22 protein-coding genes and 1 other RNA gene are annotated in these 25,946 nt (G+C 62.4%); 15 read left to right on the forward strand and 8 right to left on the reverse strand.

All coding sequences use genetic code 11. The annotated features are described in order from the left end of the window. Positions 1–205 precede the first annotated feature (205 nt). The 4 genes from tig to K8U03_23415 all read left to right on the forward strand — a co-directional run bounded on the left by tig (position 206) and on the right by K8U03_23415 (position 4,836). The gene (gene tig / locus K8U03_23400; GenBank protein MCE9607843.1) at positions 206–1,723 is read left to right on the forward strand and encodes a trigger factor; all 1,518 of its coding nucleotides are present in this window, start codon (positions 206–208) and stop codon (positions 1,721–1,723) included. A gap of 219 nt (positions 1,724–1,942) precedes the next feature. After that, positions 1,943–2,572 carry an ATP-dependent Clp protease proteolytic subunit gene (locus tag K8U03_23405; GenBank protein ID MCE9607844.1) on the forward strand — a complete coding sequence of 210 codons (630 nt, stop codon included), beginning with the start codon at positions 1,943–1,945 and terminating at the stop codon, positions 2,570–2,572. 79 nt (positions 2,573–2,651) lie between these two features. After that, positions 2,652–3,269, forward strand: coding sequence for an ATP-dependent Clp protease proteolytic subunit (locus tag K8U03_23410; protein MCE9607845.1), 618 nt, complete (start codon positions 2,652–2,654; stop codon positions 3,267–3,269). 235 nt (positions 3,270–3,504) lie between these two features. Further along, positions 3,505–4,836: a hypothetical protein gene (locus tag K8U03_23415; GenBank protein MCE9607846.1), complete on the forward strand. Its 1,332-nt coding sequence runs from the start codon at positions 3,505–3,507 to the stop codon at positions 4,834–4,836. A gap of 78 nt (positions 4,837–4,914) precedes the next feature. On the opposite strand, the gene gap is transcribed toward K8U03_23415, so the two are convergent. Further along, the gene (gene gap, locus K8U03_23420) at positions 4,915–5,961 is read right to left on the reverse strand and encodes a type I glyceraldehyde-3-phosphate dehydrogenase (protein MCE9607847.1); all 1,047 of its coding nucleotides are present in this window, start codon (positions 5,959–5,961) and stop codon (positions 4,915–4,917) included. Positions 5,962–6,200: 239 nt separating this feature from the next. Here gap and K8U03_23425 point away from each other — a divergent pair, with 239 nt between their 5' ends. Beyond that, positions 6,201–7,043, forward strand: coding sequence for a methyltransferase domain-containing protein (locus K8U03_23425; GenBank protein MCE9607848.1), 843 nt, complete (start codon positions 6,201–6,203; stop codon positions 7,041–7,043). 111 nt (positions 7,044–7,154) lie between these two features. Then, the gene (locus tag K8U03_23430) at positions 7,155–8,069 is read left to right on the forward strand and encodes a M48 family metallopeptidase (GenBank protein MCE9607849.1); all 915 of its coding nucleotides are present in this window, start codon (positions 7,155–7,157) and stop codon (positions 8,067–8,069) included. A 95-nt stretch (positions 8,070–8,164) separates the two neighbouring features. Here the strand turns inward: K8U03_23430 and K8U03_23435 are convergent, their stop codons facing one another. Further along, a complete protein-coding gene (locus K8U03_23435; GenBank protein MCE9607850.1) occupies positions 8,165–8,818 on the reverse strand; it encodes a hypothetical protein in 654 nt (217 codons plus the stop codon). 297 nt (positions 8,819–9,115) lie between these two features. On the opposite strand from K8U03_23435, the gene panB reads away from it, so the two are divergent. After that, positions 9,116–9,919: a 3-methyl-2-oxobutanoate hydroxymethyltransferase gene (panB, locus tag K8U03_23440; protein ID MCE9607851.1), complete on the forward strand. Its 804-nt coding sequence runs from the start codon at positions 9,116–9,118 to the stop codon at positions 9,917–9,919. 50 nt (positions 9,920–9,969) lie between these two features. After that, positions 9,970–12,057, forward strand: a complete 2,088-nt coding sequence (locus K8U03_23445) for a thioredoxin domain-containing protein (protein ID MCE9607852.1) — start codon at positions 9,970–9,972, stop codon at positions 12,055–12,057. A gap of 22 nt (positions 12,058–12,079) precedes the next feature. Here K8U03_23445 and K8U03_23450 read toward each other — a convergent pair whose 3' ends face one another. Then, positions 12,080–12,571 (reverse strand): hypothetical protein, encoded by a 492-nt coding sequence (locus K8U03_23450; protein ID MCE9607853.1) that lies wholly within the window; start codon positions 12,569–12,571, stop codon positions 12,080–12,082. A 67-nt stretch (positions 12,572–12,638) separates the two neighbouring features. Then, entirely contained in the window at positions 12,639–13,868 is a 1,230-nt protein-coding gene (gene larC / locus K8U03_23455; GenBank protein ID MCE9607854.1) for a nickel pincer cofactor biosynthesis protein LarC, read from the reverse strand. Between the two features lie 264 nt (positions 13,869–14,132). On the opposite strand from larC, the gene K8U03_23460 reads away from it, so the two are divergent. From K8U03_23460 to K8U03_23475, 4 genes are all read left to right on the forward strand, one after another. Next, positions 14,133–15,128, forward strand: a complete 996-nt coding sequence (locus tag K8U03_23460; GenBank protein ID MCE9607855.1) for a hypothetical protein — start codon at positions 14,133–14,135, stop codon at positions 15,126–15,128. A 32-nt stretch (positions 15,129–15,160) separates the two neighbouring features. Continuing rightward, the gene (locus tag K8U03_23465) at positions 15,161–15,550 is read left to right on the forward strand and encodes a nucleotide pyrophosphohydrolase (protein MCE9607856.1); all 390 of its coding nucleotides are present in this window, start codon (positions 15,161–15,163) and stop codon (positions 15,548–15,550) included. 88 nt (positions 15,551–15,638) lie between these two features. Next, positions 15,639–17,885 (forward strand): DUF11 domain-containing protein, encoded by a 2,247-nt coding sequence (locus tag K8U03_23470; protein ID MCE9607857.1) that lies wholly within the window; start codon positions 15,639–15,641, stop codon positions 17,883–17,885. Between the two features lie 141 nt (positions 17,886–18,026). Further along, positions 18,027–18,266, forward strand: a complete 240-nt coding sequence (locus K8U03_23475) for a hypothetical protein (GenBank protein MCE9607858.1) — start codon at positions 18,027–18,029, stop codon at positions 18,264–18,266. Positions 18,267–18,287: 21 nt separating this feature from the next. On the opposite strand, the gene K8U03_23480 is transcribed toward K8U03_23475, so the two are convergent. From K8U03_23480 to K8U03_23495, 4 genes are all read right to left on the reverse strand, one after another. Then, positions 18,288–19,496, reverse strand: a complete 1,209-nt coding sequence (locus K8U03_23480; GenBank protein ID MCE9607859.1) for a polysaccharide biosynthesis/export family protein — start codon at positions 19,494–19,496, stop codon at positions 18,288–18,290. 197 nt (positions 19,497–19,693) lie between these two features. Continuing rightward, the gene (locus K8U03_23485) at positions 19,694–21,190 is read right to left on the reverse strand and encodes a hypothetical protein (GenBank protein MCE9607860.1); all 1,497 of its coding nucleotides are present in this window, start codon (positions 21,188–21,190) and stop codon (positions 19,694–19,696) included. Positions 21,191–21,391: 201 nt separating this feature from the next. Next, on the reverse strand, positions 21,392–22,357 hold the full coding sequence (locus K8U03_23490; protein ID MCE9607861.1) for an MBL fold metallo-hydrolase: 966 nt from the start codon (positions 22,355–22,357) through the stop codon (positions 21,392–21,394). Between the two features lie 75 nt (positions 22,358–22,432). Then, positions 22,433–23,317, reverse strand: a complete 885-nt coding sequence (locus K8U03_23495) for a TIM barrel protein (protein MCE9607862.1) — start codon at positions 23,315–23,317, stop codon at positions 22,433–22,435. A gap of 301 nt (positions 23,318–23,618) precedes the next feature. Between K8U03_23495 and K8U03_23500 the strand changes: the two genes are divergently transcribed. The 3 genes from K8U03_23500 to K8U03_23510 all read left to right on the forward strand — a co-directional run bounded on the left by K8U03_23500 (position 23,619) and on the right by K8U03_23510 (position 25,810). Next, positions 23,619–24,503 (forward strand): undecaprenyl-diphosphate phosphatase, encoded by an 885-nt coding sequence (locus tag K8U03_23500; protein ID MCE9607863.1) that lies wholly within the window; start codon positions 23,619–23,621, stop codon positions 24,501–24,503. A 63-nt stretch (positions 24,504–24,566) separates the two neighbouring features. Then, positions 24,567–24,931, forward strand: a transfer-messenger RNA (tmRNA) gene (gene ssrA, locus K8U03_23505). A 345-nt stretch (positions 24,932–25,276) separates the two neighbouring features. Further along, a complete protein-coding gene (locus tag K8U03_23510; protein ID MCE9607864.1) occupies positions 25,277–25,810 on the forward strand; it encodes an RsbRD N-terminal domain-containing protein in 534 nt (177 codons plus the stop codon). Positions 25,811–25,946: the final 136 nt, after the last annotated feature.

Raw genomic sequence — 25,946 nt, forward strand, 5'->3', positions numbered from 1 at the left:
ACCGCCGGTGCGTGCCTTGCCGTAGTAACCCCGTTCGGATTCAATCTGAGTCGTCGAGAGTCGTTTCGGGCAGCGTGCCTCATTTCTCCGCCGCTCCGAGCAATATCGACCCTACACAATGCGGCTTTGATTCCGTACAACATTACTTACATCCGCCTGTCATATTTTTCGAACAGTATTTCTTGAACTGCGAACACGAGTCACCATGTCGAATCAGGACGAAACCGCCGTCGCCGAAGAAGGGGCCGAAACCACGCCGAAGAAGCTCGATCTTCAAGTCAATATTGCGAAGAAGAGTTCTTGCGAGCGCCACATCACGGTCGTCATCGATCGGCCGGACATCGAGCGCTATTTCGACAACGCGCTGAAAGACTTGATGCCGAAGGCCGCCGTGCCGGGCTTCCGCCAAGGCCGCGCCCCGCGCAAACTCGTCGAAACCCGCTTCCGCAAAGACGTGACCGATCAGGTGAAGGGCTCGTTGTTGATGGATAGCCTGTCGCAGGTTTCCACCGACAACGACCTCTCGCCGATCAGCGAGCCGTCGTTCGATCCGCTCGCCGTGACGCTCCCCGAAGAAGGGGCCATGACGTTCGAGTTCGATATCGAAGTCCGTCCGGAATTCGATATGCCGAATTGGAAGGGCCTCAAGATCGAGCGCCCGACGCGCGAATTCACCGACGCCGACGTCGACGTGCAGCTTAAGACGCTGCTGGCCTCGCAAGGGACGCTCGTTCCGCACGACGGCACCGCCGACGCCGGCGACTTCGTCAACCTGAGAATCACGGCGAAGAACGGCGACGAAGTCGTCAGCGAGACGACCCACGACGGCGTCTGCATTCGCAAATCGATCTCGTTCCACGATGCCAAGCTCGACGGCTTCGATAAGCTGCTCGTCGGCACGAAGGCCGGCGATAAGAAGACCGCCGAAGTCGAGATCAGCGAGAACGCCGCCAACGAAACGCTCCGCGGCAAGAAGCTGAACGTCGAACTCGAAGTGCTCGAAGTGAAGAAGGTCGAGTTGCCGGCCATGACGCCGGAATTCCTGCAAACCCTCGGCGATTTCGAGAGCGAAGACGATCTCCGCTCGACGGTTCGCAAAAGCCTCGAGCGTCGGCTGCAATACCACCAACAACAACAGGCCCGTAAGCAGATTCTGTCGTCGCTCACCGTCGCGGCCGATTGGGACTTGCCGCCGGACTTGCTCAAGCGTCAGTCGGGCCGGGAGTTCGAACGAAGCGTGATGGAGCTGCGTCGCAGCGGTTTCGGCGAGCCGGAAATTCGCGCTCACGCCAACGAGTTGCTGCGGAACAGCCGCGAGCAAACGGCCAAGTCGCTCAAGGAGCATTTCGTGCTCGAGCGGATCGCCGAAGAAGAAAAGATCGACGTCTCGTCGTCGGACTACGATGACGAAATCGGGCTGATCGCCGAACAAAGCGGCGAGAGCAATCGGCGCGTGCGGGCCCAGATGGAAAAGCGGGGCTTGATGGACACGTTGCACAACCAAATCATCGAACGGAAGACGATCGACGTGATCTTGGCGAACGCGAAGTTCGACGAAACCAAGTACGCTTTGGAAGTGCCGACGACCGAAGCGATCGATACGTCGCTCGCCGGCGGTGAGAAGGCTTCCGACATTCCCGAAGCCGCCACGTCGGGCGATTCGCCTTACAACAAGGGCGAACACAAGCACTCGGGCGATAAGCACACGGAACCGACGACTTAGTAATAAATAACGAATTCGTCTTCGCCGCTTCGTCGAACTGTTGTAGAAAACAGCCGACGAAGCGGCGAAACGTTTATTACGAGTAGGCCCCCCTTGCCCGACGCCGTACGATACCTGCGGGCTTGGTGATTTCTCGGACGGTTGGATTTCAAGTTCGGTTTTTTGCTTCTGTAGATTTTCAGCTTCGGTTTTGGCGAGACGACGGAAAAAGGACTTCTCATGCGTAACGGCTTTGCCTCATCCCCGGTCGACCCTCAGGCCAACGGCGGCTATCAGCGTCAGCGCCAACTCACGTTGGGCGATTTGTTGCTCGAAAATCGGATCATCTTCCTGCAAGGAGAGATCTACGACGGCAACGCCAACGAGATCGTGATGAAGCTGTTGTATTTGCAGAGCGAAAATCGCCGCAAAGACATTCACTTCTACATCAACTCGCCCGGCGGCAGCGTGACGGCCACGATGGCGATGTACGACACGATGCAGATCCTCACCTGTCCCGTCGCGACGTATTGCGTGGGCCTCGCCGCCTCGGGGGGCGCGGTCATTCTCGCCGGCGGTGCCAAGGGGAAGCGATTCGCCTTGCCGCACTCGAAGGTGATGATCCATCAACCTGCCGGACAAGTCGGTGGGCAAGTCACCGATATCGAAATCCAGGCCAACGAAATCATGAAGACGCGCGAAGAACTCAACAAAGTTCTCGCGTTCCACACGGGCCAGCCGGTCGAACGGATCGCCAAAGACGTCGATCGCGATTATTACCTCACGGCCCAAGAGTCGAAAGATTACGGTCTCGTGGATGAAGTGTTGCTGAAGCCGCCGGTCGACCCGGACGCGGACGACAAGGACTAACCCTCCTAAAGAATCGTAGCCGCTAGTTACTGCTCATGAAAACACCGAGTCTGCCGAAAGCTCTAGGAGTACCCGACCGATGCCTCTGATTCCGTACGTCATCGAGAAGAGCGGCCGCGAAGAGCGGGCGATGGACATCTACAGCCGGCTGCTGAAAGACCGCATCGTCTTCCTCGGCACGCAGGTCAACGATGAAGTCGCCAATGCGATCGTCGCGCAATTGCTGTTCTTGCAATCGGACGACCCGAAAGCCGACATCCATCTCTACATCAACTCGCCGGGGGGCAGCGTCACCGCCGGCCTCGCGATCTACGACACGATGCAATTCGTCACCTGCGACGTGGCGACCTACTGCATCGGCCAGTGTGCATCGATGGGGGCCGTATTGCTCACCGCCGGCGCCGCCGGCAAGCGCCATGCGTTGCCCAACTCGCGGATCATGATCCACCAGCCGCTTGCCGGCATGGAAGGGACCGCCGAAGAGATCCTGATCCACGTCAAGGAATTCCGGAAGATCAAGCAGAAGCTCAACACGATCTTGCTCCGGCACACCGGCCATCCGTTGGAGAAGATCCAAGCGGATACCGAGCGCGACAACTTCATGTCGGCCGAAGAGGCCCGCGATTACAACTTGGTCGATAAGGTGATCGATCGCATGGACCGCCCGGTGACGACTCCGCAGACCGCGCCTACTTAATCTTGCCGAGGGTTTCGCCGGCCGGCCCGGCCGTGATCTTTCGCCGCTTCCATAACGCTCGACGAGGTTGCCCCTGCGGCCCGTCGAGCGTTGTCGTTGCTAGCAAACGAATCACAGGCCTTGCGGCTTTCCCACCGTCGGCATTGACGCGGCGGCGTAAAATCGCGACTATTCGCCCCTCTCCGCGACGGATTCGCGGTGCCGAAGCTTCGCACGCATACATCGACGGGCCGAAATGGATTTCCGGCGTCAGGCGCTCCTCATCATCGTCGCGCTCACAAGCGTTCTCGGTTGTCGCCACAATCAGGCGGCGAACCGTGAGCTGCTGGAGCGCGAACTGCGCCTGCAAGAAGATCGTATCTATCAACTCGAAGGCGCGCTCGAAGACGCGCAGCGCGAGTTGTGTCGCTCGCGCGGCATCGACCCCGACACGCTTCCTCCGGGCGGCAAGCCCACGCTCGGTGGCTTATTCGGCAGCGGCGGCTCTTCAGGCTCGACGTTCGCCCCTCCGCTCAACGGCCCTTCTACGGTCCAGCCCGGTTCCTCTTCCGGCACCGGCTCGACTGCGGCTCCGTCCGTGCTCTTGCCGCCGACCGGCGACACGGCCCCTCCGGCAGTTCAACTTCCGTCGACCGGCGCCGGCCCTGCGCCGCCGTTCCGCGGCGCTCCGATCATCTCGCCTCCCGACCCGACGAAGCCCGAAGGAATTCCGACTCCTGGCGCGACCCCCGGTGCGGCACCTCCGTTCAAGCCGGGCGGTGCGCAACACGGCGGCACGCACGACGGCGCACTTGCGCGCCGCGAACCGGTGATGAAGGAAATGTCGTCGCCGAAGTTCGTCTCGCCCGGCGCTCTCGGCAATAGCGCGATCGCCGGCGACGAACAAGGTGACCTGCTTCCCACGCCGCTCCCTGCGGACCTCAGCGTGAAAACGATTTCTCTGAATCGGCGAACCGGCGGCTGGAATTCCGACGGCAAGCCCGGCGACGACGGCATTCTCGTCGTCATCGAGCCGCGCAACGCGCGGGGCGAAGTCGTGCCGACGCCGGGGAGCGTCTCGCTCGTCGTCATCGATCCGGCTGCGGAAGGAGACGCCGGCCGCTTCGCACGTTGGGACTTCACCGCGAGCGATGCCGGAGCGCTGGTTCGCCCGCTCGCCACCGGCGGCAGCGGCGGCTTGCACTTCGAACTACCATGGCCCGAGACTCCGCCGGCTCACGCGAGGCTCAAGCTTTTCATTCGCTTCCATACCGACGACGGCCGACGCCTCCAGGCCGAGAAGGATCTCGTCGTCGACCTCGGCACGGGAAGTTCCGCGGCTTGGAAGAACCCGCTCGCGCCGCCATTGCAAACGGCGACCCGCGCGAACGCTGCTCCGCCGACGATCGCCGGCGGCAGCACGAACAAAGAGGCCGGCGCCGTGCAACCGGCAACGCTCCACTGGGGCGCACCGAAGCCGGCGATCAACGCGCCACGCGCCGAAGTGCTGATCCCGACGACGGACGCTCCGCTGCGACCGGTGCCGGACCCCAGCTTCGGCCCGATGCTCGTCGCTCCGGGTAACTAAACGCTACGCAAACAAAAAAACGGGGCCCGCCGATCATGGCGAGCCCCGTTTCGTTTTGTCATCTCATGCGATCGAGCGTTATTGCTTGATCATCATCTTGATCGCGTCGACGCAGCGGTTCGAGTAGCCCCATTCGTTGTCGTACCAGCTGACGAGCTTGAAGAACTTGCTATTGAGTTCCATGCCGCTGCCGGCGTCAAAGATGCTCGAGTGGGCGTCATGGATGAAGTCGGTCGAGCAGACTTCGTCGCTCGTGTAGGCCAAGATCCCCTTGAGATAGGTTTCCGAAGCCTTCTTCATCGCCGCGCAGATTTCCTTATACGACGTCGCCTTCACGGTTTTCACGGTGAGATCGACGACGCTCACGGTCGGCGTCGGCACGCGGAACGACATGCCCGACAGCTTCCCTTGCACTTCCGGAATCGCAAGACCGACGGCCTTCGCAGCGCCGGTCGTCGACGGGATGATGTTGATCGCAGCCGAGCGGCCACCTTTCCAATCCTTCTTCGACGGGCCGTCGACGGTCTTTTGCGTGGCCGTGTAGCTGTGGATCGTCGTCATCAGGCCTTCTTCGACGCCGAAACCTTCCTTCAGCAACACATGCACGATCGGCGCAAGACAGTTTGTCGTGCAGCTCGCATTGGAGACGATCGTGTGCTTCGCGGCGTCGTACTTATCGCAGTTCACGCCGAGAACCATCGTCAGGTCTTCGCCCTTGGCAGGCGCCGAGATCAAGACCTTCTTCGCGCCGGCGTCGATGTGTCCCTTGGCCTTCGCGGCTTCCGTGAAGAGGCCGGTCGATTCCAACACGAGGTCGATCTTCAAATCTTTCCACGGCATCGCGGCCGGGCCTTCTTTCACCGCCAAGCATTTAATCTTATGGCCGTCGACGCTCAAGATGTCGTCTTCCGCCACGCTCGGGCTCGACTTCTCGCTGAACACATCGCCCTTGAACTTGCCTTGCGTCGAATCGTACTTCACGAGGTAGGCGAGGTTGTCGGCCGGCACGAGGTCGTTCACCGCGACGACGTCGATTCCCTTGCCGAGCAAACCTTGGTCGCAGATGGCGCGAAACACGAGGCGACCGATCCGACCGAAACCATTAATGGCGACACGAATAGCCACGAAGCAATCTCCTTAACGAAGTGAAACCAAGGCAAGTCTCGCGACGATCGCATTCGTGCGATGCCGCGAGCTAGAAACGTTCGACGTGCATCGGCACGTCGCGGCTCCGTTCAGGAGTTCAGCGTCTAGGAAGCCCGGAAGTTGGAAGTCTGGAACCAGCGATCTGATGGGCGCTTGCGAAGCACGGGATTATACTGACGGCCTGACGCCTCTTCAACCCGCCGGACGACCCCCAAGCCGTGGCCGAGCGCACCGTCGCCGATCGCAACGCCGCAGACGCCGCTGAGACCGACGATTCCTCGGCGCCCCCTCCGTCGTGGCGTCTCCCGGTCGGCATTTCGCGCGGAGTTTGGGAATATGCGCACCGTCCGCAAGTTGCGGGCAACTACGACGAAGAATTCGCCGAAAATACGCTATTCGATTTCGATGAGAGCGTGTTGCTGCGGCATTTCACGAAGCCCGGCACGTTCGTCGATCTCGGCTGCGGCACCGGTCGCGCGTTGCTGCCGTTTGCGCGGCGTGGGTTTCAGGCGGTCGGTGTGGATCTCTCGCCGCGATTCCTTCGGCTGGTCGCCGAGAAGGCGACGCGCGAGAGTTTATCGATCGAATTGGTCGTCGCCAATCTCATCGAACTCGGTTGCCTCGCCGATGCCTCGGTCGATTATGCGGCGTGCCTCTTCAGCACGCTCGGCATGATCCGCGGCCGCGCATCGCGAGCGCAGGCGCTCGCGCATGTTTATCGCAGTTTGAAACCGGGCGGAATTTTTATCGTCCACGTTCACAATCGATGGCATAATTTGCGCGAGTCGCAAGGACGCCGCTGGTTGCTCAAGAACCTCACCTGGGAACGCTGGCGCGGCACGAACGAACCGGGCGATAAGTATTTTCCTTATCGCGGCATTCGCGAAATGTTTCTCCATCTCTTCACCAAGCCGGAGTTCGAGCGCGACCTGCGCGAGCCGGGCTTCGAGATCGTCGAACTGATTCCGCTCGACACGGCCAAGCGCCATGCCCTGCCGCACCCTTGGCTGTTCGGCAGGCTCCGGGCCAACGGCTGGATCGCGGTTTGCCGGAAGCCATGACCCGCGCAGAAAACGACGACCTGAAGGCACATCGTTTGCATCGACCATCCCACGCTTCTCTTCCATCGACCAGATCAAGCAACTTGAGCTCGAGATAAAGGAACCTCCACCATGTCGTCTCCCTTCGGAAACACCGATCCCACGCGTCGTCGCTCCCCGTTCGGGCTCCGCTTCGTGCCGATTCTGATGGGCCTGGCGATGATCGGCATCATGGCGATCAGCAATTGCCAAGAAGGGCCGTTCGGGAGGAATCAGGTCGTGGCGTTGAATCCGGAACAAGAGAAGGCCCTCGGGCTGCAAGCCTTTCAAGAAGTGCTGGCCCAAGAGAAGCGGCTCACGCGCGGCCCGCTCGTCGATGCCATTCGCACGATCGCCGTGAACTTGCAGCATGCCGCCGAAGACGGTGGATTCCTCAGCAGCGCGCAATTGAAACAGCAGCCGATGGAGTGGCGCGTCGAAGTCGTCGAGAGCGACCAGCAGAACGCCTTCTGCTTGCCCGGCGGAAAGATCGTCGTGTATACGGGCATCTTGCCGATCGCCGAGACCGACGCCGGACTCGCGACCGTGCTCGGGCACGAAATCTCGCACGCGCTCGCGCATCACGGAGCCGAGCGGATGGCGCAGCAGCAGATGGTGCAAATCGGCTTGATGAGCGCCGGCGGCGCGGCGGCCGATATGTCGCCCGAAGATCGCATGCGGATCATGCAGGCGCTCAACGCCGGCGCGAAGTTCGGCATCTTGCGCTATAGTCGCAAACATGAATCGGAAGCCGATCACCTCGGCTTGCTGCTCATGGCGACGGCCGGCTACGACCCGCGCGAAAGCATGAAATTCTGGGAGCGTATGAAGCACGTCGGCGGCGGCTCTCCGCCGGAGTTTCTTTCGACGCACCCGAGCCATGAGACGCGCATCTCCGATCTTAACGGTTGGATGCCAGTCGCGATTCAGCTGTACGACAAGTCTCCGCACAAGCAGCCGACCAAGGCGCTGCCGAAGGCCGATTTCTCCGGTGCGATGGTGCCGTGATCGGCTCTTAAGCAAATCCGTTCGCGCATAAAAAAAGCACAGGCCAGCGCTCGGCTGGCCTGTGCTTTTTGGAATGGCTTTCGCGGGAGCGCGGGTTACTTCGTGCGCCCCTTCTTCTTCTTCGAGATCGGCATGACCGCTTTAATTTCGATCCGCTCGCCGTAGACCGGCGTCACGGTTCCTTGCACCGGGAAGCTCTGACCGTCGCCCGAGACCGCATCGCCGACGCTCGCCAAGCCCCAATCGGAGATCGTCACGGGAATCGAGACCGCGGCACTGACCTTAAACGTCATCGGCTTCGGCCCTGCCATGACGGTGAGCACGCCGTCCTTGTACGTCTTCACCGAACCGCGAACGAAATAATCGCCGGCAGCCCCCGGCTTCGCATCAGGCCCGGCTGTCGAAAAAACTCCCGGTGCGTTGATTTCCGATTGCTGGACGATCTGCAGTTTGTCGATTTCCTTGGTCGGCATGCCCTTGTCGTCCAATACGGTATCGAGTTGCACGAACATCTTCGGTGCGAGAAACTCGGGAGCCGCGCTCCCCAGCACGGAGACCTTCGATTTCTGATCGAACATCAAGCCGTACGACTTGCCGTCGTTGCCGTTGACCATCAGGCCTTGCGAGGTCACTTGTGCGACCTTGCCGTCGACCTTCATGATCGTCCCCTGAGGAGCCTGGGCCAGCGACGATTGCGAGACCGACAGCAAAAGTCCGAGCGCGACGACACCGACGACACGGCAAAGCATGGGGCGTTTCTCCAAAGCAATGAATCGAATGAAGGGACGGATGGGGTTGCTTCGTATCGCGGCGTGCCGAAACCGGCGCTGCCGATCCGGGCGATGGATCGCGGCGCAGACACGCAAAGACGAAGCGGGCGTCGGCTTTCAACATAGCGTAGCCGCCGACTTATCGCCACTATTTTCATCGCTGGCCGCCCCCTCGGCGGTTGCCCGCCGGCCTGCCGAGGCCCACAATAACGGCACTAGCGCAACTGCCCGAATAAACCGCCGCCCGACGTTGATTCCGCAATTAGGCTCTTTCCCATGACCGCTGCCGCCGAACCCCGTTTGACCGTCCCTAAATTTATCGCAATGAAAGGGTCGGGACGTAAAATCTCGATGCTCACCGCCTACGACTACCCCATGGCGCGGCTCCTCGACGAGTCGGGCATCGACGCCATTCTCGTCGGCGACAGCATGTCGATGGTCGTCCAAGGGCACGACACGACCCTGCCGGTGACGCTCGACGAAATCATCTATCACGCCGAAATGGTCGGCCGCGCCGTCCGACGGGCCCTGGTTATCGTCGATATGCCGTTTCCGACCAACCACCTGGGCCGCTACAAAGCGGTGGAGAACGCCGGTCGGATCCTCAAGGAAACCCGTTGCCAAGCCGTCAAGCTCGAGGGGGGGGCCGACCAAGCCGAGATCATCGCCGGACTCACCTCGGCCGGCATTCCGGTCGTCGCCCACTGCGGGCTTCGTCCGCAGAACGTCCATCTGCTCGGGGGTTATAAAGTGCAGCGCGATCGCGAACGCTTGCTGCGCGAAGCGGCCGAGGCCGAGCAGGCCGGCGCGTTCTGCGTCCTCCTCGAATGCATTCCGGCCGATCTCGCCGCCGAGATCACGAAGAGCCTCCGTGTGCCTACGATCGGCATCGGAGCCGGCGGCGACTGCGACGGCCAAGTCCTCGTCACGCCCGACATGCTCGGCCTCACCTCCGGGTACACGCCGAAGTTCGTCAAGCAATACGCCGACCTCCGCGCGCAGATTCAAACCGCGGTGACGGCGTATCGCGACGAAGTCGGCGACGGCCGATTCCCAACGCCCGACCAGCAGTATCGCTAACGCACGCCCCGTCTCCTTCGCAACATTTACTCTCAGCACGGAACTTGAACATGCCCAATCGACTTGCGAAGGAAACGAGTCCGTACCTCCTTCAACATAAGAACAATCCGGTCGATTGGTATCCGTGGGGCGCGGAAGCGTTCGAGGCGGCGAAGAAGCTCGATCGTCCGATCTTTCTTTCGGTCGGCTACAGCGCATGCCACTGGTGTCATGTGATGGAGCATGAGAGCTTCGAGAATGCCGAGATCGCGAAGCAGATGAACGACGGTTTCATCTGCGTCAAAGTCGATCGCGAAGAGCGGCCCGACGTCGACCAGATCTACATGAACGCCGTGCAATCGCTCACCGGTCGCGGCGGCTGGCCGATGTCGGTGTTTCTCACTCCCGACCTGCGCCCGTTTTACGGCGGCACCTACTGGCCGCCGAAGTCGCGCGCGGGAATGCCCGGCTTCGAGCAAGTGATGGCCGCGGTGCTCGATGCTTGGAAGAATCGCCGGCCGGCGCTCTTCGATCAAGCCGAGCAACTGACCGACCACTTGAAGGTCGTCGGTTCCGCGGGTTCCGACGGCAAGAATTCTCCGAAGCTTTCCCCCGCGATGTTCACGGCGGTCGAGGCGTCGTTGACGAAACTTTTCGATCCGGCCGAAGGGGGCTTCGGCGGCGCGCCGAAGTTTCCGCACCCGATGGACCTCCGCGTATTGCTCCGGCTTTGGAAGCGAACCGGCAAGCGCGAGGCGCTCGACATGGCGACCTTCACGCTCGACAAGATGGCCGGCGGCGGTATCTACGACCAACTCGCCGGCGGCTTTCATCGCTATAGCGTCGACGCGCGCTGGCTCGTCCCGCATTTCGAGAAGATGCTCTACGACAACGCCCTCTTGGCCGTTGCCTACACGGAAACATATCAAGCGACCGGCCGCGAAGACTATGCCCGCACGCTGCGCGAAACGCTCGACTACATCCTACGCGAGATGACGACCCCCGAAGGGGCTTTCTCCAGCACGCAAGACGCCGACAGCGAAGGCGAAGAAGGGAAGTTCTACGTCTGGACGGTTGCGGAAGTCACCTCGATTCTCGGAGCCGATCAAGCCAAGACCTTCTGCGAGATTTACGACATCACGACGCGCGGCAACTTCGAGCCCGAGGTGCATCCCGGCCGAAGCATCTTGAACCTGTCGACGTCGCTCGCCGCGCATGCGAAGCGGCTCAATCGCAACGTCGACGAACTCCGGACCGAGCTCTCCGCCGCCCGCGCGAAGCTGCTCGCGGTACGCACGAAGCGTATTCCGCCCGGACTCGACGACAAAGTGTTGACGTCGTGGAACGGCCTGATGATCGACGCCATGGCGACGGCGGCCCGCGTGCTCGGCGAGCCCCGCTACCTTGCCGCGGCGCAGCGCGCCGCCGACTTCCTCACGACGAAGCTGCGCCGGCCCGATGGTCGACTACTGCATAGCTACCGGCATGGGCAAGCGAAGTTCGACGGCTACCTCGACGACTACGCTTGCCTCGCGCAAGCCCTTACGTCGCTGTACGAAGCCGACTTCGACGGTCGGTGGATCGACGAGGCGACGAAGCTCTGCGACACGATGCTCGCCCACTTCTCCGACGTCGAGCGCGGCGGCTTCTACTACACGGCCGACGACCACGAAAAGCTGATCGCCCGCAACAAAGACGTCTACGACAATGCCGTACCGAGCGGGACCGGCATGGCCCTCACCGTGCTGGTCCGCCTCGGCAAGCTGACCGGCAACGCCACGTATCTCGTCGCGGCCGAGCGAACCTTTGCCACCATCGCCGAACTGTTCGAGCGAGCCCCGACGGCGGTCGGCCAATCGTTGCTGGCGCTCGATCTCTGGCTTGGCCCGACGCAAGAAATCGTCGTCGCGGCCGACGACCCCGCCGGACGCGATGCCCTCTTAAAGCAAGTGAACGGCCCCTTCTGGCCGAACAAAGTCATCGCGGCGGTGCCGGGCAAAGGGGCATCGAAGCATCTCGCAGCGGTGCTCGAAGGGAAGAAACCGCAACGCAATCAGCCGACCCTCTTCGTCTGCGAGAACTTCACTTGCCAAGCCCCCGTCACAGGCAGCGAGGCAATCGAAACGACGATCGCGAAATACGCGAAGCGCGGCACGTAACGGCACGCCGCAGATTCAACGACTATGCCGACAGCCGATCCGGTATGCGTCGGCGTAAGCTGAGCATCATCTCGATCTCGCCGAGCGGCATCCCGAGCCGGTCGGCGATTGTCGTCGGGCCGTTTCCGGCGTTCGCCATCGCAAACACCGCGGCATAGCGAGCCGTTTCATCGACGGTTTCCCCCGGGACCATGCGCGGGGCACCTTGCAACCTGCGTGTCTCCATCGCTTCCAGCCGGGCAATTCGCTCATCGGCCGCCGACAGCAACTGCTGCAGCATCGCGATCTTATTGTCGAGCCGAGCTTGCACGTCGCGCGTGAAGTCGTGGATCTCGGTTTGCCAACGGAGCGTCTCCGGCGGCGCGTAAGCATCGCGGACGCGGCTTCCTTCGCCGACGGGCTGCGCCTCGCGTAGCTGCTGCTTGCGCCGCGCAATGTGCAACCGCACCAGCAGCGTCGTCGTCACGGCGCCGACCAACAATAGTTTCAGAAACGAACTCGGGTCGAATTCCATCGCGAATAACATCCTTGTTCGCTCTCGTAAGATCGCAGGCCGTCCGTTGGCCTGCGAGTGGTTTCTGCTAACTCGTCGAAGGCCCGTTCGCCGCCGGTGGCGCCGCGGGAACTGCCGCAGGCGGAGCTTGCTTCGCGGCATCGAACGCGCGCTGGGCCGTTTCGAATACCTCGCGCAGCGCCACTCCGTGGGCCTCGGCGATCTTCCGGCAGGCCTCGAACTCAGGCGAGAAATTAGGCTCTTGGCCCGCGATCCAGCCGAGCTTCCCTTCCACCGCGCCCCACGGCGTTTCGACGCTATGCGGCTTCCGCTCCAGCTTGTGTCTGCTCGCCGGCCAACGCCGCACGCCGAGCGTGCCGGTCTCTTTGAAGATCGTCTTTTCGATCTTCTCTAAGTCGGCCGCGTGGCAGAGCACGGTCAACGTCGTGCCGGGCCGGTTCTTCTTCATCTGGATCGCGGTCGTATAGACGTCGAGCGCTCCCTTTTCCCAGAGCTTCGTCGTGCAGTAGCCGATCACTTCGCCGCTGATATCGTCGAGGTTCGTTTCGACGACCCACACCTGATCGCTCGCGGCGACTTCAACGCTCTCTCCCACGAACAGCCGCAAGATGTTCGGATGCGAGGCGAAGTCTTTGTCGCCCGATCCGTAACCGATCCGCGCAATTTTCATTCCCGGCAACGGCCCGAACGCGTCGACCAAGGTTGCCAAGATCGCGGCCCCGGTCGGGGTCGTGAGCTCGCCGTCGACGTTCGACTCGGCGATCGGAATTCCTTGCAGCAGCTCGGCCGTGGCAGGTGCCGGAATGCTGCAACGACCGTGCTCGATATTGATGAAGCCGCGTCCGGTCGGCACGGGGGAACAATAGATACGATCGACGCCGAGCAAATCCCACCCGACGGCCGCGCCGCAAATATCGGCGATCGAGTCGACCGCGCCGACTTCGTGGAAATGCACTTTGCGGATCGTCGTGCCGTGGACCTTCGCTTCCGACTCACCGAGCTTCGTGAAGATCCGTTTCGCCAGATCTTTCTGCCGCGGCGAAAGCTGTGAGGCGTCGATCATGTCGGTGATGTGATGCAGATGCCGATGCGCATGTTCCGGCTCATGCTCGACGTTGATCTTCGTCGCTCGAAACCCTTTGCGCTTGACCTCCGTGGCGACGAGCTTGCACGTCGGCAGCTTCAGCGAATCGATCGCCGCTTGGATCGCGCCGAGTTCCACTCCGGCATCGACGAGCGCCCCGAGAGTCATGTCGCCGCTGATTCCGCTCAAGCAATCTAAGTACGCAATCTTCACGTTTCGAGAATCCTCGCGCGGTCGGGGGCGATGCGGCACCGGTTCCAGTGCGCGCCGAAAACGGCTGTATGAAAGTGCTGTATTCTAGATGCCGGCGAGCGCGTCACAAGAGCAACGTCGCAACAGCTAGCACGACTGGAGCGCCTCGCGCTGCCGCGGGGCTCGACGTTGACCCCTCTCCCCCGGCTCGCTACAGTACCGCCCCGAGCCGGATATCGAATCGCTGCCGCCCCGTTTCGCCCGCTTGTCACGCACTCGCCCGTCATGCCCCTGACCCTGAAAACGCCGCGACCGAACATCTCCGCCGTGCCGCTCGGCACGCTGCCGTCGCACTTGCGGCTCCTATTCATCACCGGCACGCACCGGACCGGCGCTTGGCTCACCGAGGCGTTCGCCCACGATAGTGCCGTGCATACGTCGATCGAAGAAGCGCTCGGCATGGCAAACGGCCTCGCGCGCCTCCGCGATGAAGCGTTCGATGCCGTCCTCGCTACGCACGAGCCGGGCCAGCTCGACGGCCTCGACCTCGCCGAAGCCCTACGCGGCGGAGGTTCCGAAGAGCCGCTGATCTTGCTCGGTGCGCAAAGCGAGCAAGAGGTTCTTCCGCTCGCCTTCGAAGCCGGGGCCGATGCTTACGTCTGCGTCAACACGACCACCACGCGCTCGCTGATCTGGATCGTCGCACGAGCGATCGAGCGGCATCGCTTGATCCGCGAAAATCGCCGCCTGGCGCAAACCGAACAACATCGCCTACAGCAAGAACATCACGAAACGCAGCGCATGCTCGACGAACAGCGCTCGCTGATTCGCGACCTCGAAGCGGTCGTCGAAGCGACGAACGTCCCGGAAAAATCGACGTCGAACACCGAAGAAACCGATATCGACGACGTCGCGCATGCACCGAAGCTGCTCGACCTTCCCGAGCCGCTCGTGCGCCATTACCACGAGCTGATGCGGGCCTACGTCATCATGGGCTCAGGCAACTTGGGAGACGACATGAGCCGCATGGCCGAGCTCATGGCCGACGCGGAAATCTCGGCTCCCGAGACGATGCAGCTGCATGTCAACGTGCTCGAAGAGATGGTCAAAGGGCTCGGCACGCGCAGCGCGCGGCATGTAATGACCCGCGCCGATTTGTTGGTGCTCGAAGTCATGGTGCATTTGTCCGAAGTGTATCGCAAGCGCTACTTCCGACGTCGCGATCCACCGGTGCAACTCACGCTGCCGGGCTTCGACGACGTCGCCCCGCGCGCCGCCTAGCGGCAGGCACATCGGAGCAGGATCGATCTTATATGGACGACGCATCGACCACGGTTGCCGAGCTGCGAGCCCTCGTTCGCCGCTTCGTCGACGAGCGCCAATGGAGCCAGTTTCATACTCCGAAGAACTTGGCGATGTCCGTGGCGATCGAAGCCGCCGAGTTGATGGAGCATTTTCAATGGCTCACGGCCGAGCAATCGGCGGCCGTTGCCGTGGATGCCGGCAAGCGGCAGGCCGTCGGGGAAGAACTGGCCGACGTCGTCTGTTATGCGCTCGCCTTGGCGAACGCTCTCGATCTCGACTTGGCAGACTCCGTCGCGCGGAAGATGCTTCGCAACGCCGAGAAGTATCCGACCGGCGAGTTTCAAGGTCGCTACGGCCACGACGATCCCGGCCCGCAAGCCACGGGCGGCGGCAACTGATCTTTGCCCACGAGCGGGGTTTTGGTACTTAAGCCCCCCTTATTACTTGCGCGCAGAATCTGCGCACATAATTTCCGGAGCTTAAGTCATGCGGAATCGCCGCGTCTACCGTGCGTTGGCCGTTACGACGGTCGCCGTCATCGCCGCCGCCACCCTGGCGGCCGTCATGCGTAAGTCGGAAGCCGACACGCCTAAGCCATTCGTCGCCGCACCCGCGCAAGATCGCGCCGCGGAAGCCACGGCCACGACCGATCCGAACACGAAGACCGGCAACCGCATTCGCTTCGGCACGACCGCATCGTCGGACACGACGGCCGGCGGCACCCCTTCGAGCAGTTCTGCCGTGAGCGGCCCGATCCGCGTCGGCAACCGCTACGAAGGTTACGCTGTTCGCCAAGCCGCGGCGGAAGAACCGATTGCCGAATCGCGCAACGAGCCGGCCGAGCCGTTCGCCAACAATGTTCCACCGGTGGGCGCTATGCCGACCCCGGCGCCGCCGTTGCCGCCGCGCGCTGCGATGCCCCCTAGCACTCCGATGCCGACGGTCGCGAAACCGCAAACGTCCGCCGCGGCCCCGGCGAGCGATTCCCGTTACGGTACGACGACGAGTTCGCCCGCCGCCGCTTCACCGTACGCCCCCACGGTTCCTACTTATACGACTCCTCCGGCGAACGCGCTGCCCCGCGCACCGATCGCCGCCGCGTCGACTTCTACTGTGCCGACTTCTACTGCGTCGACTACCGCCGCTTCGGCTCCGACTTCGGTTACTGCTGCCGCTCCGGCACCATTCAGCCCCGCCGGCTCGGCCTCGACGATTCCGGATCGCGCGCCACTGCCGGTTGCGGCAAGTTCATCGACGATGGCCGCAGCGACACCGCCGGTCAACCCTGCATCATCGGTCGGCTCTTCAACAACGACATCCAGCGGCGTCGGCGGCACCGGTCGGCCTGGCGAGAAAGCTCTCGAAGGAACGCAGAGCCCGACGCTCACGATCGAAAAAATCGCTCCGCAAGAGATCCAAGTCGGGAAGCCGGCCCTGTTCGAGATCGTCGTCCGCAACGTCGGCGGCGCGACGGCCGGCGACGTCGAGATTCGTGATCTCGTGCCGCAAGGAACTCAGTTGAAGTCGTCGAACCCGACCGCAGCGCGCGGGCCGGCGGGCGAGCTCATTTGGTTGCTCGGCGCGATGAAGCCGGGGGACGAAGCGAAAGTACAAATGGAATTGCTCCCGACGACCGAGGGAGAGATCGGCAGCGTGGCGACCGTCCGCTTTGCGGCGGCGGCGAGCGTGCGCACGTTATGCACGAAGCCGGAACTGGTCGTCGAAGTGCAGATGCCCCGCACCGTGTTAGCCGGCGACGACGTACCCGTCCGCATTCGGGTCTCGAACCCCGGCACCGGCATCGCCACCGGAATCTTTCTCACCGAAGTCGTACCGGCAGGGATGGAGCATACGGCCGGCGGCGAGCTCGAATACGAAGTCGGCAATCTGCAACCGAACGAATCGCGCGAGCTGGAGCTGACGCTTCGCGCCGTGAAACAAGGCTCCGTCGTCAACATCATCCAAGGCGAAGGAGACGGCACGCTCCGTAGCGAAACGAAGACGCCGATCGAGATCGTCGCACCGGCTTTGACGTTGTCGATCGAAGGGCCGAAGCGCCGCTACTTGGATCGCCAGGCGACGTACACCGTTTCGCTCGCCAATCCCGGCACCGCCGCGGCGAAGGAAGTCGAACTGGCGACCTTCTTGCCGAAGGGCATGCAATTCGTCGATGCCGACAACCACGGCGAATACGACGCCGCGACGCATAGCGTGCGCTGGCTGCTCGAAGAACTTCCGGCGAAGGAGAAGGGAAGCGTTTCGGTCACCGCGCTCCCTATCGAGCCGGGCCAGCAATTGCTCCGGGCCGAAACGACGGCGGCGCGCGGCGTCTCGGCGAAGCAAGAAGAAGCGATCATGATCGAGGGAGCGGCGTCGATCAATTTCCAAGTCGTCGACACGGCCGACCCGATCGAAGTCGGCGGCGACACGACGTATGAAATCGTCGTTGCCAACCAGGGCTCGAAGGAAGCGACGAACGTGCAGCTCACGATCGCGCTGCCCGAAGGGATGAAGGCGCTCGACGCCGACGGCCCGGCCCGTTTTAACATCGCGGCTCGGCAAGTGACGTTTCAGCCTCTCGCGAAACTGGCCCCGAAACAAGAGACGACGTTCCGTGTTCGCGTGCAATGCGTGGCGGCCGGCGATCACCGTTGCCATGTGCAATTGACGTCGGACGATATGAAGACCCCCGTGACGAAAGAAGAAGGAACCCGGGTCTACGCCGACGAATAATCGTCGCCGAACGGGTCTAGGCGACCGCATCTTGACGGAGCTGCGCCGGTTACGGAAACTGGTAGAAGACGTTCGCGCCGTGCGGCAGCTTGCGTCTCCGTTTGCATATAGCAACACCGTTGGTTTGCGGAAGCAGCGACTATGACCATTCACTTTTACTGCCCGCTAGGACATCGACTGGCCGTGCCCGACGATCGCGCGGGGAAGAAGGGGCGTTGCCCGATGTGCCATCAGTTGGTCATCACACCGGTGGCGAACCCGATGCCGAGCGGTCGCGATAAGAACCCGAGCCCGCTCTTGAATGAGAAGTCGAACATCGATCCCGAGGATGCGTTCCTCGAAGAGATGGGGCTCACGCCCGACGATCCGTTCAAGCTCTAAGTCCGCGTGTGCTCGCGGTCGCTAGTTGCTCGGCAACTGGTTGAAGAACGAGAACGTCGTGCCGACGTTATACGGCGCGACGCCGTACAGTCCGCGCGTGAAGACGAGGTTGATGAAGTCGTCGGCGACGAGAATCGGCGACTTCGGGACCACGATCACGTCGGAATCGTTGACCCAGAGCTCGTCGCTCGGAGCGGGAGTCTTGCCATAGAGTGCGCCGCGTAGATCGAGCATCGTCGCCAACAGGCGCCAGTCGTCGCCGCGTCGAAACACGACGACCTGCCGCGTATTCGCTCCCACGTTCCAGCCGCCGGCCAACGCCAACGACTGCATCACGGTCGTAGGACCATCGAGGAGATAGCGGCCGGGCGTCTTCACTTCGCCGAGCACATAGACATGCCGCGGCGCGCGCGTGAGCAGCACCGGCGTGACTTCGATTCCTTCGACTTGCGCGGCATAGCGCTCATCGAGCTCGCGCTTCAACTCCGTGAGCGACAGGCCTTGTACCGGCACGTTGCCGATCGCCGGCAGCGCGATGGTTCCTTCGGGCGTCACCCGTGCTTGGCGAGTTTGCCCGCCGACGCCGGCCCGCGCGTCGACCGTCGCTCGTAAGTCTTCGAGCTTCGTGTTCACGCGGAGCGGCGTGACCGTGACGGCCGGAATCTTGTAATACTTCGTATAGAGTTGCTCGATCCGATCGCGCAGCTGCGTCACCGTCTGACGCGTGGCCTTGACTTGTCCGACCAGGCGCAGCGTGATCGTGCCGTCGGGCTGAATCAGCAAATCGCGATTCAACGACGCGTCGGTAAACGATTCGACGCGAATCTCATCGCCGACGTTCAACTGATACGGTCGTGAAGTTTCTTCGCGCGTCAAACGAAAGACGAACTCGAGCACGTCGTCGACGCGCAAGCGATACTCCGGAACATGCGCCGTGCGGGCATGTCCCACGTACTCACCTGGGCCGTAGGGTTGCCAATCGAGCGGCCGTGCGGCACCCCAGCCGGGCTCGCCGCCAGCCGAATTGCAAGGAACGCCATCGGCGCTATCGACGCCCCGAATCGGATGCGGCGACATCGCCGGAGCACCATAGACGGGCCCGCCGACGGGAGCTTGAAATACGGGATCGGCAACGACGGGAGCCTGTTCGACGACAGGAGCCGGCACATTCGGGTCAAAGTTCGGAACCGCTTCGTACTGCGGACCCGCGGCGACATGCGCGGTACGCATGATGAGATCGCCATGATAGTGCGGCTGCCCGGCGACGGCGCGCGCAGGGTTGTTTTGCGACCCGCGATTCGATAACCAGTCGGCGAAGGCGGGCACGGCGAGCGTAAGCAGAACCAGCGGCAGCGCGATGCGCAGGGCGCGTGTCGGCAGGCGGGGCGTGGTTCGTCGATCGGAGTCGGTGCGTTGCATGTTGTGAATCACTGAACCATCGCGTTGCGACGCGGCGTGAGAGCGGTGGAGATCGGCGCGCGACGCACCGGCTGGGCTGCGACCGGCGCGGGCGAGCGAGCCACGGCCGGTGCCGGAGTGGGTGCGGGAGCGGCAGCGGCTTGCATTTCCATATTCGGACGCGAGGCGGCGGCGAACGCACCGGCGTCGACCCAAGCAACGTTGTGCGTCGGCAAGATGCCGCTCGTCGGCGACGACGCGCGGCTCGCCAAGTTCCGCGCTTCGAGTCGAGCGGCTTGAGCCAACTGCGGCTCGCGGCGCCGATCGTGAATCGCAGCGAGATTGTTCCACATCGCCGGCTGCGGCGACCGGCTGAGCCCGTTGCGAAGCACTGCGACGGCCCGATCGTAGTAGCCTTCCTCGGCAAGTTGTACGGCAAGATCATTCGCGGCAGGAAAGTTGTCGCCGTCGACCGCCAAGGCTGCTTCGAGAAACACACGGGCCTTGCCGCGGGCATCTTTCGTCGCCGCTTGCGACGATGCGACTAGCGCGACCTTACCCAGCCGGTGCAGGGCGGCACTTCCGGTGCGAGAGCCGGCGACCGACGACGCAAGCTGCCGGCGAGCAAAATCGGCGTAAGCTTCCCAAGCCGCGGCCGGCGACATGCTCGGCGCGGTCGCTTCGGCGATGATTTGCGTGGTGTGGCTGCGCAAGGCAAGCGAGACGTCGAAGTCGGCTTCGAGACGATCCCGTTGCGGCGCGAAGTCTTCAGCTTCGGTGAGCGCCGTGAGCCCGGCACCTAAAGCCGAGGTGTGATCTTGCGTGTGCTGTTGCGCATCGAGCGCACCGGCGACCAATCGCAACGCGGCGAGGAACTCCGTGCGGGCCGAAAAGACGGCCCCTTTCGTCGCGGCCGTCAGGCCGGTGCGGTTGTGTTCTTCCGCCTGGCGCAAGAGCGCTTCGACGTCGACCGGCGCAGAAGAAACACGCACCGAAGCCACGGCCCGCGGCTCGGGCACCGCTGCGGTTGTTCCCAGTTCGGCCAGCGTGACGACATGGCGCTGCGGCGACGATGCCGGAGTCGGTGTCGTTTTCGGTGTCGTTTTCGGTGCCGTGGGCACGTTGAGATGCGGCCCGCTCTGCGACACGATCGGCGCGACTCGAGGCGCGGGCTTCGACGCTGTCGACGTTGATGATTGCGGCCACGACACCGAACTCGAAGGAGCGACGGCTGCACTGCCGGACACTAACACGGCGTCCGGCGCACAAGCATTCGGCATGGCCGAGGGTTCTGTTTCATAGCGTGCGTGTTCGACTTGCGATTCGGCGGTGGAATCAGCAACGGATTCAAGCGGCTTCGTCGGCGTTACTGCGGCCTCGGCCTTCGCTTCCGCTTCTCGCTCCCACGGCATGCGGCGAACTTCGGCCTGCTTCTCTTCCACGCAGCCGGCGAATGCGGCCACGAGCAAGCCGCCGCCGGCGAAGCGATGCAGCAGCGAACGGAAGTCGGAAAGCCGGAAGGTCATAGCCGTGACGTTGCCATGCGATGAATGAACGACGGCCCGCGGCGCGCGGTACTCCGTCCCCGTCGTAGGATCGTCCGGTCGACTATGACGAATAAAACAATTGTGCCGAAGGTAGCGATTTTTCCTCGCCTAAACATCGCCGAACGATGGCGCTGCCGGCAAAGAGCGCGGCCGTGGCGAAGCCGAAGGCGCAGGCTCTGCTTAAAACAGCAGCTTCGTCGTCGCCGGCACTTTGCCGAGACGAAACGCATTGAAGCCCCGCTCGCGCAGCCGATCGACGAAGCTCTCAGGGCCATGCGTGCAATAAACTTCGCGGGCATCGACGAGGCGCACCGCTTCGACGAGCTCGTCGAAATCGGCATGATCCGAAAGTGGGATCGCGTGATGGAAACCGTAGCGCCGCTGCGAAGCGAGATCGAGCGACCAGCCGGTGACCGTGATGCGGCACGGCCGACGAACCCCTTGCAGGCCGGAACCGCGATGCGCGCCCGGCGGCACGACCAAGGCATGCCCTTCGAGCGGCAAGTTTTGAAACAACGAGAAATTCCCCAGCGGCATGCCGCACGCTTCGTACACCTGGCTGATCTCGTAGACTTGCTTCGGCTGGAGCACGCCGATGCCCGCGTCGGTGAGCAAGCGCGTCACTTCTTGAGCCTTGCCGAGCGCATAGGCTTCGACGATCGGCGTCTCGCCTCGGTTGCATGCCTCGCGCACCGCGTCGACCAAACGCGCGACGGAATCGGCGCGCGGCTCAAAGCGATATTGCGGTTCGCCGTAGGTGCTCTCCAACACCAAAATGTCGGCGTGCGGCAACTCGGCCTTCTCGCTCGTCGCCGATTCGCGGAGCTTGAAATCGCCGGTGTATAGGAGCGACTGCTCGCCGTCTTCGGCCAAGAGCATCGCCGAGCCCAGGCAATGGCCGGCGGGAAATGTCGTGAGTTTCAGGCCGCCCCATTCGACCGGCGTGCGAAACGGCAACTCCAACACCTCGCGCGGGCCGAGCCGATGCTGATAGAGCTTCGATGTGGTCGGCGTGCAGAGCGCGTATTGATGCCGCGCCATGTGGTCGTTGTGGGCGTGCGAAACGAAGGCCCGCGGCATGCGGCGTTTGAAATCGATCGCGAGATCGGCCTTCGTCAGCTTGAGCCCGCGATCGAAATGAAACATCGTCGACTCCGCTCCATCGGCAACGCGGGGAACCGTGGGGCTAACGCCCAACGGCTGACGAGTGCTCGACGATTCTTATTTCTTCAACGCGACCGTACGGCGCACCGGCGTCAACCCGGCCGACTTCCAAACTTCTTCGAGCTTCTCACCGGTAAGCTTACACGCCGCCGCGCGCGATACGCCCTTGAAGCGATCGGCATGCGGCAACGCCACGACCGGGCCATCGTAGCGCAACTCGGCAAGTGCGGTCAATGGTGCGACGGAGTCGATCGTGCTGGTTTCGGCGGGGAGAAGCCGTCCGTTCTGCCGAGCTTCTTCCGGCGAGGCTTCGGCGGCGACGTCGGCCAAGAAGACCGCCGTGACCTTCGCGCGGCTCGCGGCGACGTCGTCCCACGAGGAGCCGCAGGCCCAAAGCTCGAACAGGTCGACGACGACGCCGACGTTCTTCGCCCCCACCATGCCGAGCAACAATTGCAACGAATTGAAGTTGCGAATGAACTCGAACTGGTGCTCGCCGCGCGGCTCGGGCGTGGCGCAGAAGCCGACGCCGAGCTCAATGCCGTGCGCTGAGAGAATCTCGGCCGTCGCTTTTAAACGCTCTTGGTGGAAGACAAAGTTCTGGTGCAGCGGCCGTTCGTCGTTCGCGGGGGCCAGCGTCGTGAGGCAGCGTTTGCAGCCGAGTTCGGCGGCGAGTGCGGCTTGCTCTTTGAGCGTGTTGAGGCCCGGCCGATAGATCTCGACCGGCGACTCGATCTCCCACGGCAGCCGGAAGTAGCCGAGCTTCAGTTGCGCGCTCTCGATCAGACGCCGCGCGCCGGGCAAACCGAGCTGCGCCACTTGCGCTTGAAACGTGACGATGTCGAGTTCTAAGCCTTTGAATCCGTGGGAGAGCGCCGGTTCGATCAGATCGTTGAGCGAGGAAGTGAGACCAAGCGGCGCGGGACTCAAACACTTGAACATCGATTCCTCCGAACGGGTTTTGGGCGGGCAACATCCCGGCGCGCGACGAAGGCGCAAGCAAGAAAAATCGATTATGCCAAAACGGCCCGCGAGATTGAAGGGGCGCTACGATCGGCACGACCCACACGTTCGGAGATGCGCACGCGCGCCGAACGACGCCGGCGCGATGAACCCCGCAACGCGCGACGACCGGGCGCGAACCGCAGGGTTATACTTGTCCGCTTGCGCGTCGCCCCCTCACTGTGGAGGATTGCGATAGCACTCGGCCTCGCTTTCGATCTCGATCACGGCACGACGTTCGATCATGGAACTGCTTCGAATCGTCATTCTCGCCGTCGTCCAAGGGCTCACCGAGTTTCTGCCGATCAGCAGCGACGGGCATCTCCTGATCGCTTCGTCGCTGTTCGAGGCGATCACCGGCAACAAGCTCGTCGGCAAGCAGCTCACGCTCACGATCGTCTTGCACGCCGGGACCTTGGTGACCGTGCTCGTCGTGTTTCGGAAGCAATTGCTGCAACTGCTGTCGACCGATCGGCGCGTGATACCGCTGCTGATCGTCGGTACGATTCCGGCCGGCATCTTCGGCATCGCGCTGAAGAAATGGTGCGGGCCGTTGCTCGATAGCCCGTTGGCCGGCGGCATCGGCTTGGTCGCGACCGGCTTGATCTTGCTGTGGGGAACGCGCAACACGGAACAGCCGATACATGCAGCGGCGGATAAGGCAACGCCCGAAGCCGATGCGAAGCCTAAAACAGAACTCGACGCACTCGATTCGCATCGGATTCGCTACACGCAGCTCAGCTACGTGCAAGCGTTCGTCATCGGTTGTTTTCAAGCGGTCGCCGTGCTGCCGGGCGTGTCGCGAAGCGGATCGACCATTGCATCGGGCCTAGCGATCGCCAAGCTGCGGCGCGAAGACGCGGCGAACTTTTCGTTCCTGCTGTCGGTTCCCGCGGTCGGCGGAGCAGTGCTCTTGGAGCTCATCGCACTGTGGAAGAGCGGCGGCGAAGGGTTCGACGTCGGGCATTTGGCGATCGGCGCCGTGGTCTCGATGCTCGTCGGCTTCGTGGCCTTGCGGTGGTTGCTGCTCTGGGTGCGCGGCGGGCGGCTGCACCTGTTCGCGTATTGGTGCATCCCGTTGGGGATCGTCGTCACGGCTTGGCAACTAATCGGTTCATCGCATTAGTCCGCTAGTGACAACGGGCCGGACGGCGTATAATGAGGCTTCGCGGAATGCTTCTTCCGCATCGGGGGCGAACTGGCATCGACCGGATGGCTAGAAGCGTTTGCGGCGTGCCGTGGTTGGTCGGCTGGCCACGTAAAAAGCCGTCCACACAGTTATCTGCTGAAGATAGCTACGCTTTGGCCGCTTAGTAATAAGCGCCACTGATTGAGAGCCTTCGTCGGAGAGGTTCGAAAGTCAGTCATTAATTCCGAATCGTCCTAGGCCAACCGTGGAGAACTCCCGGGACTAAAAAACGTGCTCTACTAACCTGGGACCGACCGTGTCGATGCGGGCAGCCCGGGTGAAGGCGTAAATGCATTCGACTACGCACGTAGATGTGAACGTGGAAACATTACGGGACGCGGGTTCGATTCCCGCCGCCTCCATTTTGCCGCTTGGTACCACCGAGTGACATGAAACGATGCAACCCTCGATTTATATCGGGGGTTGTTTCGTTTATCGGCTCGGCTCTTGCTACAGACGGCTACAACTCGAGATGCTCAACGCCGGCTCAAGTGCAGCGCGGGAAGACTTGCCGGCTGCACGACGAGAGCAGACCGCAAGTGAATATCATCTCGACCGGCGGCATTCGGAACTCCGGCGAAAACGAAGAAATCGCCCCGTTTGGTTTCTATTCGGGCTCTTATGGCTGAATCCCGACGCTTGCCGAGAATAGACCGTATGGCCGGAGGCGCACGCTGTACAATACTTTGACGCTCCTCAGGTTTTTGACCATGAGGCAGCGCCCGCTCGACGCAGAAAACACCGTCTTGGAGTTCCCCATGCGTCTCGCCGATTTCATCCTCTCGAATGTCGAGCCGATTCTGGCCGGGTGGGAGATCTTCGCGCGGAGCATAGGTGCGGGTGAACACCTAGACCAGCTCGCGCTACGCGACCACGCCGGGCAAATCTTGCAAGCCACCGCGCGGGATATGAAATCGCCCCAAACGGTTGTCGAGCGAGCGATGAAATCCAAGGGTCGCGACCACTCGTGCGAGAGCGATGCTCTCGACGGTGCGTCCGATGCGCATGCGGTCGATCGCCTGAGCCTGGGTTTCGACATGCTGGAGGTAATGAGCGAGTACCGCGCCTTACGCGCCAGCGTGCTTCAGCTTTGGCACGACAGCGCACCCGACGCCGACGAACGCGATGTCGATGATGTGACCCGCTTCAATGAATCGATCGACCAGTCCCTCTCGAAAGCGGTCGCCAGTTACACCCACCGAGTCGATCAGGCGCGCGATATGTTCCTCGCGATCCTCAGCTGACCTGCCCCCCTTAAACGAGTCCGGTCGTCAGTCGTAGACTGACGACCATCACTTGAAAAAGGGAGGGGATCATGGGCACGAAGCGTTTGCAGGTCGAGCAGATCATTCAGAAGTTACGGGAAGCGGAATTGGAGAT

The organism is Planctomycetia bacterium (genome assembly GCA_021413845.1).
GTDB lineage: Bacteria > Planctomycetota > Planctomycetia > Pirellulales > PNKZ01 > PNKZ01.

Coding starts and splice junctions, on each gene's coding strand:
- tig (MCE9607843.1), top strand. CDS start 206: ATGTCGAATCAGGACGAAACCGCCGTCGCCGAAGAAGGGGCCGAAACC.
- K8U03_23405 (MCE9607844.1), top strand. CDS start 1,943: ATGCGTAACGGCTTTGCCTCATCCCCGGTCGACCCTCAGGCCAACGGC.
- K8U03_23410 (MCE9607845.1), top strand. CDS start 2,652: ATGCCTCTGATTCCGTACGTCATCGAGAAGAGCGGCCGCGAAGAGCGG.
- K8U03_23415 (MCE9607846.1), top strand. CDS start 3,505: ATGGATTTCCGGCGTCAGGCGCTCCTCATCATCGTCGCGCTCACAAGC.
- K8U03_23430 (MCE9607849.1), top strand. CDS start 7,155: ATGTCGTCTCCCTTCGGAAACACCGATCCCACGCGTCGTCGCTCCCCG.
- K8U03_23435 (MCE9607850.1), bottom strand. CDS start 8,818: ATGCTTTGCCGTGTCGTCGGTGTCGTCGCGCTCGGACTTTTGCTGTCG.
- panB (MCE9607851.1), top strand. CDS start 9,116: ATGACCGCTGCCGCCGAACCCCGTTTGACCGTCCCTAAATTTATCGCA.
- K8U03_23445 (MCE9607852.1), top strand. CDS start 9,970: ATGCCCAATCGACTTGCGAAGGAAACGAGTCCGTACCTCCTTCAACAT.
- K8U03_23450 (MCE9607853.1), bottom strand. CDS start 12,571: ATGGAATTCGACCCGAGTTCGTTTCTGAAACTATTGTTGGTCGGCGCC.
- K8U03_23460 (MCE9607855.1), top strand. CDS start 14,133: ATGCCCCTGACCCTGAAAACGCCGCGACCGAACATCTCCGCCGTGCCG.
- K8U03_23465 (MCE9607856.1), top strand. CDS start 15,161: ATGGACGACGCATCGACCACGGTTGCCGAGCTGCGAGCCCTCGTTCGC.
- K8U03_23470 (MCE9607857.1), top strand. CDS start 15,639: ATGCGGAATCGCCGCGTCTACCGTGCGTTGGCCGTTACGACGGTCGCC.
- K8U03_23475 (MCE9607858.1), top strand. CDS start 18,027: ATGACCATTCACTTTTACTGCCCGCTAGGACATCGACTGGCCGTGCCC.
- K8U03_23480 (MCE9607859.1), bottom strand. CDS start 19,496: ATGCGTACCGCGCATGTCGCCGCGGGTCCGCAGTACGAAGCGGTTCCG.
- K8U03_23485 (MCE9607860.1), bottom strand. CDS start 21,190: ATGACCTTCCGGCTTTCCGACTTCCGTTCGCTGCTGCATCGCTTCGCC.
- K8U03_23490 (MCE9607861.1), bottom strand. CDS start 22,357: ATGTTTCATTTCGATCGCGGGCTCAAGCTGACGAAGGCCGATCTCGCG.
- K8U03_23495 (MCE9607862.1), bottom strand. CDS start 23,317: ATGTTCAAGTGTTTGAGTCCCGCGCCGCTTGGTCTCACTTCCTCGCTC.
- K8U03_23510 (MCE9607864.1), top strand. CDS start 25,277: ATGAGGCAGCGCCCGCTCGACGCAGAAAACACCGTCTTGGAGTTCCCC.